Source organism: Leucobacter sp. OH1287, from assembly GCF_003859945.1.
Classification (GTDB): domain Bacteria; phylum Actinomycetota; class Actinomycetes; order Actinomycetales; family Microbacteriaceae; genus Canibacter.
This window is the reverse complement of sequence record NZ_RQYM01000006.1, coordinates 24,618-41,114: the sequence shown is the minus strand read 5'-3', so window position 1 is coordinate 41,114 and position 16,497 is coordinate 24,618. Positions and strand designations below refer to the sequence as shown.

The following is a 16,497-nucleotide window of genomic DNA, read 5'->3' as shown; positions in this document are numbered from 1 at the left end:
TCCCCGTGGCGGGGGCTGGGGGCTCGTCGCGGCGAACCCTGTAGGCTTGAATCATGCGAATTGCCACCTGGAACGTAAACTCTATCCGCACCCGTGCCGAGCGCGTTGTTGACTGGCTGCAGCGCGCCAATATTGACGTCCTCGCGATGCAGGAGATTAAGTGTAAACCGGAGCAGTTCCCGACCGACCTGTTTCAACGCGCGGGCTATTCTGTTACCGCGTTCGGGCTTAACCAGTGGAACGGTGTCGCCTTCGCAAGCCGGCACGAGATAACCGATGTGGCAACGAGCTTCGCCGAGATGCCCGGCTTCGGCAACCCCGTGAAAGGGCAGGAAGCGGTGCAGTTGACCGGTGTAAACGGACTACCGCAGGAGGCGCGCGCCCTCGGTGTCACCGTCAACGGCGTCCGCCTGTGGAGCCTCTATGTGCCAAACGGTCGCGGCCTTGATAACCCGCATTTTGACTACAAACTGGACTGGCTGCGCGCCCTGCAGCGCAACGTCACCGGCTGGCTAGCCGAGAACCCCGAACAGCCACTGGCTCTGATGGGTGATTTTAATATTGCACCGCTGCCAGAGGATATGGGTGACCCATCGTTCACGGTCGGCGAATCCACCCACGTCTCACCCGCCGAGCGCGAACTGTTTGCTGGTTTCGCGCCGCAGCTGGTTGATGTTGTGCGGCCATACCAGCCCGAGGGCTACACCTTCTGGGATTACACAAAGCTGCGTTTCCCACGCAATGAGGGGATGCGGATCGATTTCATCCTCGGTTCAGAAGCTTTTAACGACATGGTTGTCGCCGGAGAGATTCACCGCGATGAGCGTAAACAGGACAACCCCTCCGGCATCGACATTAAACCGAGCGATCATGTGCCGGTGGTTTGCGAGATCGACCAGACACTCAGCGACGACGAGTTCGCTGACGACTTTGATGCGCCGATGATTTTCGGTTAGCGGCGCTTAAACAGCGCGCTGAATACGCCGCGCACAATCTCACGCACAACGGTCTGCCCGGTGCGTGATCCCAACACCTTCTCAACCGGTGATTTCTGGGCGCGAGTGCGGGTTGTTGTGCGGGTTGTTGTGCGGGTTGTGGTGTGACCGGTGGTGCCGTACCCGCCGCGACCAGCCTGCTGGTCCCTCGCCTCCTGCTCACGCTGCTCCGCCTCAGCGGCTGCCGCTGCTGCCTCGTTCATTCGGCGTGCCAGCATCTCCGACGCCGATTCTGGATCCACCGGGGTGCCGTAGCGGGCAAGCAGCGGGGAGGCGTTAACCGCCCGCACAATCTCACTCTCGGGGGTTGGATCCATCGACCCCTGCGGTGCACGCAACCTGGTCCAGGCAACCGGGCTTGGCGCACCCTTCTCGTTCATTACGGTGACAATCGCCTCACCGATCGCCAACTGGGTTAGCACCTCCTCCAGATCATAGCCACTGTTGGGGTAGGTGCGCACGGTCGCCCGCAGCGCCTTGGCGTCATCGGGGGTGTGGGCGCGCAGCTGGTGCTGGATGCGTGAACCGAGCTGCGCCAGCACGTCATTTGGCACATCCTTCGGGGTCTGGGTGACAAAGAAGATGCCGACGCCCTTTGAGCGGATCAGTCGCACCGTCTGCACAATCTGTGCAACAAACTCTTTCGAGGCACCGTTAAACAGCAGGTGTGCCTCATCAAAGAAGAACACCAGTTTCGGTTTTTCGATGTCACCAACCTCGGGCAGGCTGTTGAAGAGATCCGCGAGCAGCCACATTAGGAAGGTTGAGAACACCTCCGGCTGTGAGGCAACGCCGGGAATCTGCAGCAGTGACACGGTGCCGCGCCCGTCGAGTGTTGTGCGCAGGAACTCGGAGGTGTCAATCTCCGGCTCGCCAAAGAACACGTCCGCACCCTTGGCGGCGAAGTTGGTTAGCTCCCGCAAAATAACGCCCGCGGTCTGTTTTGAGAGGCCGCCGATCTCCTGCAGTTCAGCCTTGCCCGCGTCACTCGTCAGGTGGTTCAAAACGGCCCGCAGGTCGGTGAGATCCACCAGTGGCAGCCCGTTTTTATCGGCGTAGTGGAACACCAGGCCGAGGCTCGACTCCTGGGTTTCGTTGAGCCCGAGCACCTTCGCGAGCATCAGCGGACCGAAACTGCTGACGGTCGCACGAATCGGCACACCGTTACCCCTCCCGCCGAGCGAGAAGTACTCGACGGGGCTCGCCTTACCCTCCCAGTTTTGGCCGATACCGGCTGTGCGGGCGAGTAGTTTCTCGCTCGCGGTGCCCGCGGTTGCAACGCCCGAGAGGTCACCCTTAATATCGGCGGCAAAAACCGGCACCCCGGCGTCGGAGAGCTGCTCAAGCAAAACCTGTAGGGTTTTTGTTTTACCGGTTCCGGTGGCGCCAGCGATCAGGCCGTGCCGGTTGGTTTTTGAGATCGGGATCCGCACCTGCACGCTCGGATCCGCCTCGCCGTTAACCAGCGCCCCAATCTCCAGCACCGGTTCATTGAAGCTGTATCCGGTGCGGATCGCGTCAACCTGCTCACTGGAGAGCGGGCCTGCTGGCTGGGCGGTGTTTGGCTCTGCTTGATTCTGCTGCTCAGTCATATGCACAAGCATAAACTAGTTTGCGGCCATATCCCTGAATCTTGAGAAATGTCCCTGGAAGGCAACCGTGACGGTGCCGGTCGGGCCGTTACGCTGCTTCGCGAGGATCAGATCAGCCTCACCCTGTCTCGGGTTCTCCTGCCCGAACTCGCGGTGCAGCAGAATCACCATGTCGGCGTCCTGCTCCAGCGAGCCGGACTCACGCAGGTCACTCATGTGTGGTTTCTTGTCGGAGCGCTGCTCAGAGGCACGGTTTAGCTGCGCGAGGGCGATAACCGGCACGTTCAACTCTTTAGCGAGCAGTTTCAGGGAGCGCGAGAACTCGCTCACCTCCTGCTGACGGCTCTCCGCTTTTTTGCCGCTCGACAGCAGCTGCAGGTAGTCGATAACAACCATGCCGAGGCCGGTTTCGCTGCGGCTGAGACGGCGGCACTTCGCCCGAATCTCAACCATTGTGATGTTGGGGCTGTCGTCAATATAGAGCGGTGCGCTGTCGATCTCGGCGATTGTGTGGGCGACCTTCTGCCAGTCGTGCTGCTCCAGCTGCCCGGTCTTTAGCAGGTTCATCGGGATCTCGGCCTGCGCCGCAATCAGACGGGTTGCGATCTCGGTGCTCCCCATCTCAAGCGAGAAGAAAATAGTCGGGTGCTGTTTGCTGCTGCGGTTACCGCCGATCGCTGCCGCGCGCGCAATATCGAGCGCAAGCGTTGATTTACCCATCGCCGGACGAGCCGCAACAATCACCATCTGACCGCCGGTAAACCCGTTGGTGAGCTCGTCCAGCTCGCGGAAACCGCTGGAGATACCGCGCATTCCGTCACCGTGTTCGGCGGCGCGCTCAATCTCCTCAAGCGCCTCATTCACCGCGTCCTTCAACGTCACATAGTCGTCGGCGCTGTCGGATCCGGTCGCCTGATAGATCTCAACCTGTGCGAGATTCAGCAGATCCTTTGCCTCGCCCTGTTCAGCGTAGCCCATCTGCGCGATCCTTGTGCCGGCGAGCACAAGCCTGCGCAGAATCGACTTCTCATCAACAATCTCGGCGTAGTATTCGGCGTTGGACGCGGTTGGCACGGCGCTTGTTAGCTCGTGCAGGTACTCAACACCGCCCGCCTTCTGGGTGAGACCGTGCTTCACCAGGTGGTTACCGATTGACACAACATCGGTTGGTTCACCGTTTGAGTACCCGGAGAGGATCGCGTTGTAGATAACCTCGTGCTTCGGCACATAAAAATCGGAGCCGCGCAGCTTCGAAATAACCTCGGCAACCGCGTCCGGCGACATCAGCATCGCACCGAGCACGCTCTGCTCAGCGAGAATATCGTGCGGTGGGATCCGATCCCCGGGGTGTCTCGCGGGCCCGGAGTTCAGGGTGTTCCAGGCGCTGAGCGCTGCGGCACGGTCACTCAGCGCAACATCGCTGCCGAGCATATCGGCGTGCTCGTCGTAGCCGCCGCTCGGTGGGATGTAGCCGTCGTCGCTGATGGGCGGGTGGGCAGGTGCCTGGGCAGCCGAGCTGTCAGCTGTGCTGTCTGTCATGGGTCCCCCTCCCGGTTGCCTTGCGCGGTTTGCGGCTGCTTAACGCGAACTTGCGATCGCCCCCCGCGATTTGTTTCGCGGTTTTCGCGGTTTTTGCGGTTACACGGTTTGTTTTGCGGCCGCGGTTTGCGATTGTTTCGCGCACCATAGCACGCGCGCATATTGAACTATACCCAAGGATAATGCGACGCAAACACAGCCTGTGGAAAACTTCGTGGAAAACGCCAGGGATAACTCCGTGATTTATCCACAGATGTGGGTAAAAGCTGTGGATTAAACTGGGTATAAAACTTTTTTCCGTGCTCTGACCGGTGATTTTCCCAAAACACAGAACTTTTTCCAGAAAGTTTAATGTTCAAGTTTAGGGTTGCGTTTTTCCAGCGGCTGTGGATTACTCCGCGCTAAAACCCCCTGCCGGAAACTAATTTCGCACCGGTTATACACAGCTTCGACCGCGACACGCTTTGCGTCGCTTGACTAGCATTCCCACGACTTATTCATAGCTATCTATACTGTTGAGAAGCGGCGGCCGCAAAAGCTGATACTTAGCTGATTGATGCGAACGATTCTCAATATAGGATTGACTGGTACGCACAACGCACTATTACCGGCGGGGGATTAATGAAGCTCAAATCACTACTAAAAACCACGGCAATAGCAACCGCGCTCACCTCCCTCGCGCTCACCGCCGGTTGCAGCGGTAACGCGGGAGAGGCTGGGGGTGACTCCGGCAAACTGAAGGTTGTGGCGGCGACCACGCAGATTCAAGACTTTGTTAAGCAGATTGCCGGGGATCGAGTCGAGCTGACCGGGCTGCTGAAACCGGGCGGATCCGCCCACTCATTCGACCCGAGCCCCGCCGACCTGCAGGCGCTCGCCGTCGCTGATGTGCTGATCGTCAATGGCGCAGGCCTCGACGACTTCCTGGACAGCGCGGTTGAGGCCGCCGGCTTTAACGGCGAAAAGGTGATTGCCGCTGACGGGGTTGATCTTGATCGCGCTGCGGAGCTGACCGCTGCCGGATCCACCCCCGATGCCGCGATGAGCGACGGTGACGGCGACAGTGCGAGCGACCACAGCGACCACGACCACGGTGATAGCGCCGGCGATTCGGCGCGCGTCAACCCGCACGTCTGGACATCACCCGAGTTCGCGGCGGCAATGGTCACAGAGATCGCCGAGGGGCTCAGCAAAGCAGACCCCGACAATGCTGCAGAGTACAGCGAAAACGCCGAGGAATACACCGCGAAACTGACGGTGCTGGACGACTGGATTAAAACCGAGATGGCAAAGGCGGATCCCGAAGTCCGCAAGTTCGTCAGCACACACAACGCGCTGCTCTACTACCTTGAGGCGTACGAAATCGAGTATGTCGGCTCTGTTATCCCAAGCTTCGAGGACAACGCCGAGCCCAGCGCGGGCGAGATAAACCGCCTGGTCACAGCGATAAAAGCAGCCGGACTGAAGGCGATTTTCGTGGAGTCATCGGTGAGCCCGAAACTCAGCACAACCGTCGCGAATGAGGCGGGCGCCAAGGTTGTCACCGACCCGATCTACGCCGACTCGCTCGGCGCTGACGGCGAGGCGGCAAGCTACATCGGCGCGACCGTCTCCAACACGCGCGTGATGCTGGAGGCGTGGGGTGTGACGGTGGATCCGCTGCCAACCGAGCTCGCCGAGGTGCTTGATGCCGCAGCAAACTAGCGCGCGGGCGGGTGGATCCGCTCACGAGGAAGCAACGAATATAGCGGCCCCAGACCCCACCCTGCTGCTGCGAGACGCGAGCTTCGGTTACGCCGGAAAAGCCGCTGTGACCGGTGTTACTGCGGCGCTCTACCCGGGTGAGGCGGTTGCGCTGATCGGGCCGAACGGGTCGGGTAAATCAACCCTGCTCGGCGGTCTCACCGGCACCGTTGAGCAGCTGGGCGGTGAACTGCGGGTGTTCGGGTCGGAACCGCGGGAGGCGCTCAGCAGAATCGGGCTGCTCCCACAGGCGGACACCCGCGAAACAGAACTACCGGTCACCGCGAAACAGGTTGTTGCGATGGGGCTCTACCGTGAGCTCGGGGTGTTAAAACCACTCGGTAGGGACGGCAGGCAGCGGGTGCAGCGCGCGCTCTCGCAGGTTGGTTTGGGGGAGCACGCCGGCAGGCTGTTCGGTGACCTCTCCGGCGGCCAGCAGCAGCGGGTGATCCTCGCCCGGGCGCTTGTTGCAAACCCCCGACTGCTGCTGCTCGATGAGCCGTTTAACGGCCTTGACCGGCCAAATCGGCTGGCGCTGCTGGCAGTTTTGCGAGAGCTGAGGAAAACCGGTGTTTCGGTTGTTGTGTCAACGCACGACCTGGAGATTGCGCGTGAGGCGTGCAGTCACGTGCTGCTGCTAGACCGGGAGATGATCGCGTTCGGCGAGGTTGCGAAAACGCTCACCTCGGAGAATGTCGCCAAGACCTTCCACGACACAACGGTGACAATCGGTAACGCGCAGCTGACAACCAGGCACGAGCGGGCTGGCCACCAGCACACCGACCTCGGCGACGAGAGCGGCGACCCTCGCGGCCGCGGTCTCGGCAACAACAGCTTCGGCAACAACAGCCTCGGCGACGAGAGCGGCGCGGCGCAATGACCCTCGCGGAGCTGCTGGCTGCGATGCAGCTGCCGTTTGTGCAGCGCGGAATCATCACGATCCTGGTGCTCGCCGTGGCGGCGGCGTTCGTCGGCCTGTTCATCAGCTTCCGCAGCATGGAGTTCGTCACCGACGGGCTTGTGCACGCGGTTTTCCCCGGTCTCGTTATCGGCTATGTTGTGGGCGGATCCGCCGGCATCATGCCCGGGGCGCTAATCGCCGCACTGATCACCGCGCTTGTGCTGACCCTGCTCGAACAGCGCCAAAAACTCGCCTCGGATGCGGCTGTCGCGGTGCTTTTAACGAGCGCGTTTAGCCTCGGCATCGTGATTGTGTCACAGCAGGAGAGCTATGTTAGCCAGTTGGAGAGCCTGCTGTTTGGGCACCTGCTGACGGTCACCGACACCCAGCTCTGGCAGCTGATCGTGGTCGCGGGCGTTGCAACCCTGATCGTGATTCTCACCTGGCGCAGACAGCTCTACCGCGCCCACGACCTGCGCGGCTTTAGGGTTGCCGGGTTTAGTGTGTTTAAAACCGATCTGCTGCTCAGCATCGCTATCTCGATGCTTGTTGTCGCGGGTGTGCAGGCGCTCGGAAACTTGCTGGTGATCGCCCTGTTGATCGTGCCGATGGCGGTTGCCAGGCAGCTCGTGTCTAAGCTGTTCCTGCTGGTTCCGGTCGCGGCGCTGGTCACCGCTATCGCCGGTTTTGGCGGCCTCACCGCGAGCGTTTGGGCGTCGTTCAGTCACGGCGTTAACCTCTCGGCTGGTGCGGCGGTTGTGTTGCTCCTGCTGCTAATCTACGGGCTGGTTTTGCTGGGGCGGATCCCGTCAGCCCTGCGTCGCTCTCGCCCCTCCGCCACCACGGGGGAGGTGGCACCGTGAACTATCTCACGCTCGCCGCCCTGCACCTCACCCTCCTCGCCTGCCTGGCGGCAACGGTCGGCACCGTGATTGTCCTCCGTGAACGGTCATTCTTCGCGGTTGCGCTCAGTCACGCAACCTTCCCTGGCGGCGTTGTTGCCGCGATCGCGGGCGTTAACGTGCTGTTCGGGCAGGCGATTGCGGCGGTTATTCTGGTGCTTTTGATGGCGCTTTTGTCCCGGGTCCGCGGCCAGGGCATGCAGGCGGCGACCGGCATTGTGCTCGCCTTCGGATTCGCCCTCGGCGCGCTGCTCAGCTCGCTGCAGCAGAGCTTTAACGTGCCGGTTGACGCGCTGCTGGTCGGCTCACTGTTCGGTGTACAACCCTCCGACACGGTCATCACCGAAATCGTGCTGATCGCTTGTTTAATCCTGCTGGCGCTGTTTAAACGGCAGCTGCTCTTGCACACCTTCGACCCGGCAGCCTACCGGGTTGCGGGTTTCGGCAGGCTAACACCGGAGCTGGTTACGGCAACGGTGGTTGCCGCCGCGGTGGTTGTTTCACTGCCCGCGGTTGGTGCGATCCTGAGCGTCGCGCTGCTGGTTGGCCCGCCCGCGATCGCCCGCCTGCTGGTTAGCAATGTGGTGTGGATCCCCCCACTCGCCCTCGTGATTGCCCTGCTCGCGAGCGGCTTGGGGCTGTGGGTTTCGGTTGCGTTCAGCGTTGCCGCCGGCGGCGCTATCGGCGTGATGGTTGCGGTGCTGTTCGGGATCGCGCTGCTTTTGCAGCGGCTTAATTTTCAGCGTGGTTTCAAACAAACCCGCTAGCCTGAATGCATAGCTGTGTCTTAACGCTCAGCAAAACTCGGGTGCGTAGATAGGATTCTCTGATGGTTGTAAAGCGCAACACCTGGCAGCGGGAGGCGGTGCGGGCTGCTCTCGCCGACGAGTCTGGTTTTGTCAGCGCGCAGCAGCTCCACGACAAACTGCGTCACAGCGGATCCGCAATCGGCCTGGCTACTGTCTACCGGGCGCTGGCTAGCCTGGTGGAGAGCGAGGAGGCGGATACGCTGCAGTCGCCGGAGGGTGAGAACATTTATCGGTTCTGCTCAACCGCCGGTCACCACCACCATCTGATCTGTCGGGTGTGCGGTCACACCGAGGAGCTGGAGGCGAACGAGGTTGAGACCTGGGCCCACCAGGTTGCCGCACAGCACGGGTTCACCGACACAACACACGCGGTTGATGTCTTTGGCATCTGCGCAAACTGCCGCGGTAACGCCTCCTGATCCGGTGTTTTAATTTCGTCGTTTTTTACTGTTCTGAGTGTTATTGCTTATTTCGTTTTAGGGGAGTAAGTTGGGTTGCAGGTACACCGCCTGGTGTTCGTTCCTCTCAATTTAGTCAAAGGAGATAGCATGGCCGAGACTATGCGCGCAATAACCTACTACGGCGATCACGATATTAGGTTTGAAGAGCGACCGAAGCCGCAGCTGATTGACCCAACAGACGCGATCGTTCGGGTGCTAAAAACCACCATTTGCGGTACTGATCTGGGAATCTACAAGGGCAAAAACCCAGAGATTGAGGAGACCGCGAAGGCTGAGACTGGTGAATGGAACGGTCGGATTCTCGGACACGAGGGAATCGGTATCGTTGAAGAGGTTGGATCCAGTGTCACCAACATTAAAGTGGGCGACAAGGTAATTATTTCCTGTGTTTCCCGCTGTGGCTCCTGTGAGTACTGCCAAAAGCAGATCTACGCACACTGCCAGAACGGCGGCGGTTGGATTATGGGTTACATGATCGACGGCACCCAGGCAGAGTATGTTCGTACCCCGTTTGCTGACAACTCTCTCTATGTTCTGCCAGAGGGACTCGACGATGACACCGCTGTGTTCCTCTCTGACGCACTGCCAACCGGTCACGAGATCGGTGTGCAGCGCGGCCAGGTTATGCCGGGCAAAGACATTATGATTGTTGGCGCCGGCCCCGTTGGTATGAGTGCGCTTTTGACAGCGCAGTTCTACTCACCAGCAACCATCGTTGTTGTTGACATGAACGAGAGCCGTCTGGAGATGGCAAAGAAGATGGGCGCAACCCACGTGATCAATCCTGCTAAAGAGGATGTTGCTGCACGCATCAACGAGATCACCGAGGGTCGTGGCCTTGACACCGCAATCGAGGCTGTTGGCCTCCCAGCAACCTGGGCAATGTGCCCTGATGTTGTAAAGCCTGGCGGAAACGTCGCGGTTGTTGGTGTGCACGGTAAGCCTGTTGAGCTGGAGCTGCAGAAGCTGTGGATCCGCAACCTCACCATCACAACCGGTCTGGTTAGCGCAGACACCACAGGTATGCTGCTGCGCGCTGTGCAGAACAGCGACCTCCCAGTGCATGAGCTGGCTACCCACCACTTCACCTGGGATGAGTTCGAGAAGGCATGGGATGTGTTCAAGAACGCTGACGAGCACAAGGCGGTAAAGGTTATTATTGCCGCTGAGTAGCGTTTGCTGAGCTGGGCCGGCCGAGCCTTTGCGGCTAGCCCAGCAGGCCAGGTTTCTGGTCGGGTGCAGCAAACCGTAGCTCGTCAGAGCTAGCGCGTGGCTGCTGTTTGAGAAATCTTACAGCAGCCACGCTTTGCTTTTGCAGCGTAATGCGAGTAAGCTTGAACTTTGGCTGTGCCATTTCCTGTTGGCGCAGACCGCATCCGCGTCACCCGGCGCGGGTAGCAGACAAGAGATCTTGGGAGGGCTCGTCACGAGTTCTCGGTACTGAGAGGAAAATTACTATGGCAGCAGTGTGCCAGGTGACCGGAGCCGTTCCACGCTTTGGCCACAATGTTTCACACTCACACCGTCGTACCAAGCGTCGGTTTGATCCAAACATCCAGAAGAAGACCTATTTCGTGCCATCACTCGGCCGCAAGGTTACCCTGACCCTTTCTGCTAAGGGTATTAAGGTTGTTGACGCCCGCGGCATTGAAGCGGTTGTTGCAGATCTGAAGAAGCGTGGGGTGAAGTTCTAATATGGCTAAGCAGCAGGACGTTCGTCCAATCATCAAACTGAAGTCAACAGCGGGAACCGGTTTCACCTATGTAACCAAGAAGAACCGTCGTAACACCCCAGACCGCCTGGTTTTGAAGAAGTACGATCCAGTGGTGCGTAAGCACGTTGAATTCCGAGAGGAGCGCTAATCATGGCTAAGAAGAGCATGATCGCTAAAAACAAGCAGCGCCAGGAGATCGTTGCACGCTACGCTGAGCGTCGCGCAGAGCTGAAGAAGGCGCTTGTTGACCCTAATGGCACACCTGAGAGCCGTGAGGCTGCTCGCCGTGGCCTGCAGAAGCTGCCACGCAACGCCTCACCTGTTCGCGTTCGCAGCCGCGACGTGATCGACGGCCGTCCACGTGGTGTGCTCAGCAAGTACGGTGTTAGCCGTGTGCGCTTCCGCCAGATGGCTCACCGCGGTGAGCTGCCAGGCATCACCAAGTCAAGCTGGTAAACACAAGATTTACTAGAGAGCGACCCCGGATCTCCCGGGGTCGCTTTTGTTTTGCCCGCTGACCGGTATTTTTGCTTTGGCTAAAGATAAATTGTTTACCCCACCCTCTTACCATAGAATAGAAAGGTTAAGAGAATTTTTTGCAGAATATTTGCACAAAGTTTTTGACTACTCCCCAGTAGAACGGATGATCGTAATAATGTCGAGTCAAAAAAAGAGGTTGACGGCAGCGGGCAAACCGCTCGCCTCTGCTGTCACAGTTTCTGCGCTGTTGGCTTCAAGCCTGCTGTTTGGGACCAGCCCAGCGCTAGCGGTAACCGAGGCAGCCGGCACAGCAAGCGTCTAAATCGAGGTTGTTAGTGACGGCACCCCGGACGAGGGTGACAAATGGTTCGCTGATGATAGTGCAGGTAACGACTCCGGGTCTAAGAATGGAATTGTGCGGGTTAACGACACAATCCGCTACCGGGTCAACTACGCGGTAGCGGGTGGCACAGGCACCAACACAACCGTCACCGTTGCGCTGCCAAAGGGTGTTGAGCTCGCAGCGCTGCCGGCGCTGTGCTCTGGCCCCGGTTCATCACTGACCCCGCAGTCAACCTCTAACGGTGTGACTGTGCCGCTGACCGCAACCTCAAAGGACCAGCTGGAGGCGCAGACCCTGGTCTGTAACGTTGGTAACCTGACCAACGACTCAAAGCTGTTTGAGTTTGACGTTAAGGTTTCTAACCTGCTGCACAACGGTGACACCATTTCGCCAAGCAGCGTCACCATTAAAACCGACGAGGCACCAACCCCGTCAAACGCAGCCAACTTGCCAACCACCAAGGCATCTGCGCGTTTGATGTGGGACGTCTCAAAGAACGCTATCGCGCAGCAGGAGAACACCGGTTACAAGTACGGCCCCGCGGTTGCGGCCTGTGACTTCGACAAGAACCGCGTCTGCTTCCAAACCCGCTACACCCTGCTGATCTCCGCACCGGATGGCGGTAAGGGTGCGATGCCTGCGATCGGTGACATCTACCTTGAGGACAACCTCACCCCGGAGGCGATGTACCCGCAGCTCAACGCGCAGCAGCTTGCTGCGTTGAAGGCGGATCTCAACAAGTACGGTAGCCGGATCCGCACAACCCTGGAGGGTAACGGTGCGGCGTATGATCGCCCATACGCGAAGCTCGGCGGCGCTGCAACCGTCACCAACTCGGTGCGCGACTCTGGAACCGCTAAGGTTGTGCAGGACGGCCCAGGCCAGCCAGCTAAGATCACCATCAGCGGCGCTGACACAACCCTGAAGACCTACCCAACCCAGGTTGCAAGCCCGGTTGGTAAGGCGATCCCGGGCAAGAACGCTTACGCGGTTTCATACGCCTTTGAGGTTTACACCCCGACCGAGGTTGTGCGCGACTTCGGTGTTGAGATTGACAGCGTCTGGACGCTGCAGACCGTTAACAAGCTCGACAACCTGAACATTAAGGGCTTTAACTCTGCGACCGATACACAGGACTCAAGCCAGCAGCCAGGACCTGCCTCAACCAAGTACCCGGGCGCCGGCACCGTTAACTGGAACGACTACCTGACAACCCAGCCGAACCTCTCGGTGAGCGGTGTGTTCGGTAAGCGCTTCGCAGGTGTTACTGGCGAGCCACGCAACATGACCCCGACCGAGTTCAACGCTGGTGACAGGGGCTGGATGGGTGAGGGCCCTCCGGGCGGCGCAACCTATGGATCCGGTGGCATCACCGTTGCACCAACCCAGAGCCTGATCTCGCTGCTGACCGTGCATTCGTCAAACGCGGCGCTGCCAGCAAGCCAGAACATTCTCGTCTGTGACGTTTGGGACAACACCAAACTGCACCTGCAGGCACGCCAGCATCCGGGGGATCCAAACACTCCGGGCCGCTACATCGGTTCTGACGGCGCGCCCGTCTGGATCACCGGCTACAACAACCTGCCGCTGGCGGCAAACGGTCGGCTGCAGTACGCAAACTATAAGGATCAGGTGCCTGAGCTGAAGGTGCAGTACTCTGCTGGCGGAAACGCTGGAAGCGGTAACGATTCCACCTGTGCCGATAACCAGGGCCCCTGGTACGACGACCCAAATCACGCATCGTTTAACAACGATCCTGCCCTCGCTGCAAAGGGTATCTACAGCGGTGTGAAGCGGGTGCGTGTGCAGTTCGTATCACCGAAAGCGGTTGGCTCACACATTGCGTTTGTGCGCTACAACATCGCTGTCGGCATGTACGTTGCTGACGCCGGTCACGACACCGGCACCAAGCTGCCAAACTGGGCATCAACCAAGCGCCTCACTAACTTTGAGGGTGGCAACCAGGAGTTCACCGCCGGCACAATCGACGAGGTGGTTAACTCCAACAAGCCTTGGTTCCGCAACAACTACGACTTCAACAACCACACCGGATCCATCGGTGACCGCGTTATTCTGGCTCACGTGCAAGCTCGCGTGGTGAAGCAGGTGCGTGCCGGTGAAGCAGGTGACTTCACAAAGACCCCGCCAAACGTGACCGGCGGCAACACTGTGCAGTACCAGATCACCCCGAGCCTGACCTCCGGTGCTGCAACAACCGGCATCCTCAAGGATGTTTGGGTTGAGGACTGCCTCCCAGGCAGCCAGGACTATGTTGGTGCGACTCGTAACCCGGATGTTGTGAGCAACACAACCCCTAGCGATGCGAAGCGACCAGCCTGTGAGAAGGGCGAGACATACCTGCGCTGGGTTTACCCGAAGCACGAGGTAAACCAGGCAATCGAGCCGATTATTATGACCGTAGAGGTTAGCAGCGGTGCACAGAACGGTGTCTACACCAATAAGGTGCGGATCTGGGCAGAGGATGACCAGTCAACCGTTACACAGCGCAGCGACATCGCGCAGGTGCAGATCTCTAACGCCGCCGGTGTGAAGCTTGAGAAGGTGTTGACAACCCCGGTTCGCCAGGTGCTGCCTGCGGATGCCGCACACACCGAGAACATTGGTTGGCGCGTGCGTTTGATCAACGCGCTGCCAGCCGTTGGCGGCCCGGCAGTTAGCAACCCGGATGTGATCGACGTGCTGCCGAAGAACGGCCTCCACGACACGAACTTCACCGGTAAGTTCACCTTCCAGAGCGCTAAGCCTACCCCGCGCAGCCTCAGCACCATGAAGCTGCTCTACACCTCGGCTGACAACATCGAGCTGGATCCTCGTCACGCCAGCAACCTGCCGAATGGCAGCACTACCTGGTGTGACGCTCCGGCTGGTGGCAACGTGGTTTACGGCACCGGCAGCTGCCCGACAGCGGCCGCCCAGGTGACCGGTCTCCGCGCTATCAGCGAGGCACCATACAAGGTTGGCGAGATCCTCGAGTTCGATATCTCAGCGGTTGCCACCGGTAACGCTGCGGGTAACGTCTACGATAACGTCACCTTCGCCGCGGTGAAGGGGCTGGAGTTCCCGGTTGGTCCGGTAAAGCGTCAGACCACTGTGATCGCCTCCAGTATCGGTGACTACGTCTGGTGGGACTACAACCGTAACGGTGTGCAAGACACTTTCGCTGGTGAGCCAGAGGCGCCTGTTGGTAATGTCCGGGTCACCCTGACCGGAACCGACGACCTCGGCAACCCGGTTAAGTTGGAGACCCGCACCGACGACACCGGTCACTACATGTTCAACAATCTGCGTGCGTCAAACGCTGACGGTTACACTGTGACCTTCATCGCGCCGGACGACACCTCGTTCACCGTCAAGAACGCGGGCGGTGACACAGCGATCGACTCTAACGCAAACGCTCAGGGCGTGGCGGATCCGGTTGTTCTCGGCCGTGACTCGCAGGTCACCGAGGTTGATGCCGGTCTGATCAGCGACGGTAAACTTAAGATCACTAAGCTGCTTGAGGGTGTTGGTGTGAAACCGTTTGCTGGCGGTAACAAACTCTCCTTCGAGGTGAGTTGTACTCTCGACACCAAACCGGTGTTCAACAAGACAGTAAACGTTACCGTGCCGGCTGGCGCTACCTCCGTGAACTCTGAGGAGCTGACTGGTATTCCGTCAAAGGCTGAGTGTGTTATCACCGAGACCGGTCACGGCGCAGCCGATGCAGCTGCGGCACCGGTAACCGTGGTTGTTGGGGCGGATCCGACCGCGCCGGTCACAACCGCGTCGCTGACTAACTACTACTCTGCTAGCACTATTAAGGTGACTAAGCTGCTTGAGGGTAATGACACTGCTTTGGCTGCTGCTGCGGCTAAGGAGTTTGAGGTGATGGTTACCTGTCAGGTGCCTGGTGCTGGTGGTGTTCCTGGTGCGACTGTTGCGTCGCAGCTGGTGAAGTTCACTGGTGCTGGTAGCAAGCAGTTGCTGGATGATAATGGTGAGCCTGTTTACCTGCCGCTTGGTGCGAAGTGTTTTGCTTCTGAGCCGGTTAATGGTGGTGCTTCTGAGGTTGTTATCGCTAATGATTCCTTTGCTAATGGTGTAGAGGTTGTTGGTGGTAAGCCGACTGAGTTGCAGGCTTTGAATGTTTCTGTGACTAACAAGTTCGAGTTGCCTAAGGGTGAGCTGAAGATCACTAAGCTGCTTGAGGGTGTTGGTGTGAAACCGTTTGCTGGTGGCACTGAGCTGGAGTTTGGTGTTGTTTGTACCTTTGAGGGTGCTGAGGTTCGGAACGAGACTGTGAAGGTTGCTGTTCCTGCTGGGGCTACCTCGGTTGAGTCTGCTGTGATTGGTGATCTGCCTGCTTCTGCGGAGTGTGTGATTACTGAGAAGGCGGCTCCTGGTGCTGACGGGTTGGCTGCTCCTGTGACTGTGACTATTCCTTGGGATGGTGTTGCTTGGACCAGTGGTTTGGCTAATGCGTCGCTGACTAACTACTACTCTGCTGGCACACTGAAGCTGACCAAGGAAGTAACCGGCGAGGCTGAAGCGCTCGAGAAGGTGAAAGACGCCAAGTTCAAGATCATGGTTACCTGCCAGATTGACGAGAACGGCAAACCAGTCACCGTACACAGCCAAGAGGTTGAGATCAGTGACGGTCAGACCGTGCTGCTGAAAGACAGCGCAGGCGAGACCCAGCACCTGCCACTCGGTGCCAAGTGCTTCGTTAACGAAACCGTTACCGGCGGTGCTGCTGAGGTCATCACTGACCATGACAGCTTCGAGAAGGGTGTACAGGTTACCGAGGGTAAGCCAGATGAGCTGCAGGAGTTGGCGATTAAGGTCACCAACAAGTTCGTCTGCAACGAGGTGCTGTGCCCACAGCCGAAGCGACTGTCAGTCACCGGCGGGCAGATGCTCGGTGGTGCGGCAGCGGTTGGTGCGGTGCTGCTGATCACAGCGGCCGGGTTCTTCATGGCAAGACGCCGCAGCGCTAACACAGCTGAATAAACCGGCG

14 protein-coding genes are annotated in these 16,497 nt (G+C 59.1%); 12 read left to right on the top strand and 2 right to left on the bottom strand.

The features are described from left to right. Window positions 1-53: 53 nt before the first annotated feature. Window positions 54-956, top strand: a complete 903-nt coding sequence (locus EII30_RS04495; RefSeq protein WP_124886136.1) for an exodeoxyribonuclease III — start codon at window positions 54-56, stop codon at window positions 954-956. On the opposite strand, the gene EII30_RS04490 is transcribed toward EII30_RS04495, so the two are convergent. Beyond that, on the bottom strand, window positions 953-2,587 hold the full coding sequence (locus EII30_RS04490) for a helicase HerA-like domain-containing protein (RefSeq protein ID WP_233569279.1): 1,635 nt from the start codon (window positions 2,585-2,587) through the stop codon (window positions 953-955). The two genes, EII30_RS04495 and EII30_RS04490, sit on opposite strands and share 4 nt — an antisense overlap. Before the next feature lie 15 nt (window positions 2,588-2,602). Then, window positions 2,603-4,126 (bottom strand): replicative DNA helicase, encoded by a 1,524-nt coding sequence (gene dnaB, locus EII30_RS04485; protein ID WP_124886134.1) that lies wholly within the window; start codon window positions 4,124-4,126, stop codon window positions 2,603-2,605. A 621-nt stretch (window positions 4,127-4,747) separates the two neighbouring features. Between dnaB and EII30_RS04480 the strand changes: the two genes are divergently transcribed. The 11 genes from EII30_RS04480 to EII30_RS04435 all read left to right on the top strand — a co-directional run bounded on the left by EII30_RS04480 (window position 4,748) and on the right by EII30_RS04435 (window position 16,490). After that, on the top strand, window positions 4,748-5,830 hold the full coding sequence (locus EII30_RS04480) for a metal ABC transporter substrate-binding protein (RefSeq protein ID WP_124886133.1): 1,083 nt from the start codon (window positions 4,748-4,750) through the stop codon (window positions 5,828-5,830). Then, window positions 5,814-6,749, top strand: a complete 936-nt coding sequence (locus EII30_RS04475) for a metal ABC transporter ATP-binding protein (protein ID WP_124886132.1) — start codon at window positions 5,814-5,816, stop codon at window positions 6,747-6,749. Before EII30_RS04480 ends, EII30_RS04475 begins: the two co-directional genes overlap by 17 nt. Further along, on the top strand, window positions 6,746-7,633 hold the full coding sequence (locus EII30_RS04470) for a metal ABC transporter permease (RefSeq protein ID WP_124886131.1): 888 nt from the start codon (window positions 6,746-6,748) through the stop codon (window positions 7,631-7,633). The genes EII30_RS04475 and EII30_RS04470 overlap by 4 nt, the downstream gene beginning before the upstream one ends. Next, a complete protein-coding gene (locus EII30_RS04465; protein ID WP_124886130.1) occupies window positions 7,630-8,439 on the top strand; it encodes a metal ABC transporter permease in 810 nt (269 codons plus the stop codon). Before EII30_RS04470 ends, EII30_RS04465 begins: the two co-directional genes overlap by 4 nt. Before the next feature lie 62 nt (window positions 8,440-8,501). Next, entirely contained in the window at window positions 8,502-8,900 is a 399-nt protein-coding gene (locus EII30_RS04460; RefSeq protein WP_124886129.1) for a Fur family transcriptional regulator, read from the top strand. 129 nt (window positions 8,901-9,029) lie between these two features. Beyond that, window positions 9,030-10,115 carry a zinc-dependent alcohol dehydrogenase family protein gene (locus tag EII30_RS04455; protein ID WP_124886128.1) on the top strand — a complete coding sequence of 362 codons (1,086 nt, stop codon included), beginning with the start codon at window positions 9,030-9,032 and terminating at the stop codon, window positions 10,113-10,115. Between the two features lie 284 nt (window positions 10,116-10,399). Next, window positions 10,400-10,636: a 50S ribosomal protein L28 gene (gene rpmB / locus EII30_RS04450; protein WP_124886127.1), complete on the top strand. Its 237-nt coding sequence runs from the start codon at window positions 10,400-10,402 to the stop codon at window positions 10,634-10,636. 1 nt (window position 10,637) lies between these two features. Beyond that, window positions 10,638-10,805: a 50S ribosomal protein L33 gene (rpmG, locus tag EII30_RS04445; RefSeq protein WP_124886126.1), complete on the top strand. Its 168-nt coding sequence runs from the start codon at window positions 10,638-10,640 to the stop codon at window positions 10,803-10,805. Window positions 10,806-10,807: 2 nt separating this feature from the next. Next, entirely contained in the window at window positions 10,808-11,113 is a 306-nt protein-coding gene (rpsN, locus tag EII30_RS04440) for a 30S ribosomal protein S14 (protein WP_124886125.1), read from the top strand. A 199-nt stretch (window positions 11,114-11,312) separates the two neighbouring features. Further along, a complete protein-coding gene (locus EII30_RS08885) occupies window positions 11,313-11,459 on the top strand; it encodes a hypothetical protein (RefSeq protein ID WP_158608658.1) in 147 nt (48 codons plus the stop codon). Window positions 11,460-11,552: 93 nt separating this feature from the next. Then, window positions 11,553-16,490, top strand: a complete 4,938-nt coding sequence (locus tag EII30_RS04435; RefSeq protein WP_124886124.1) for a DUF5979 domain-containing protein — start codon at window positions 11,553-11,555, stop codon at window positions 16,488-16,490. Window positions 16,491-16,497 lie beyond the last annotated feature (7 nt).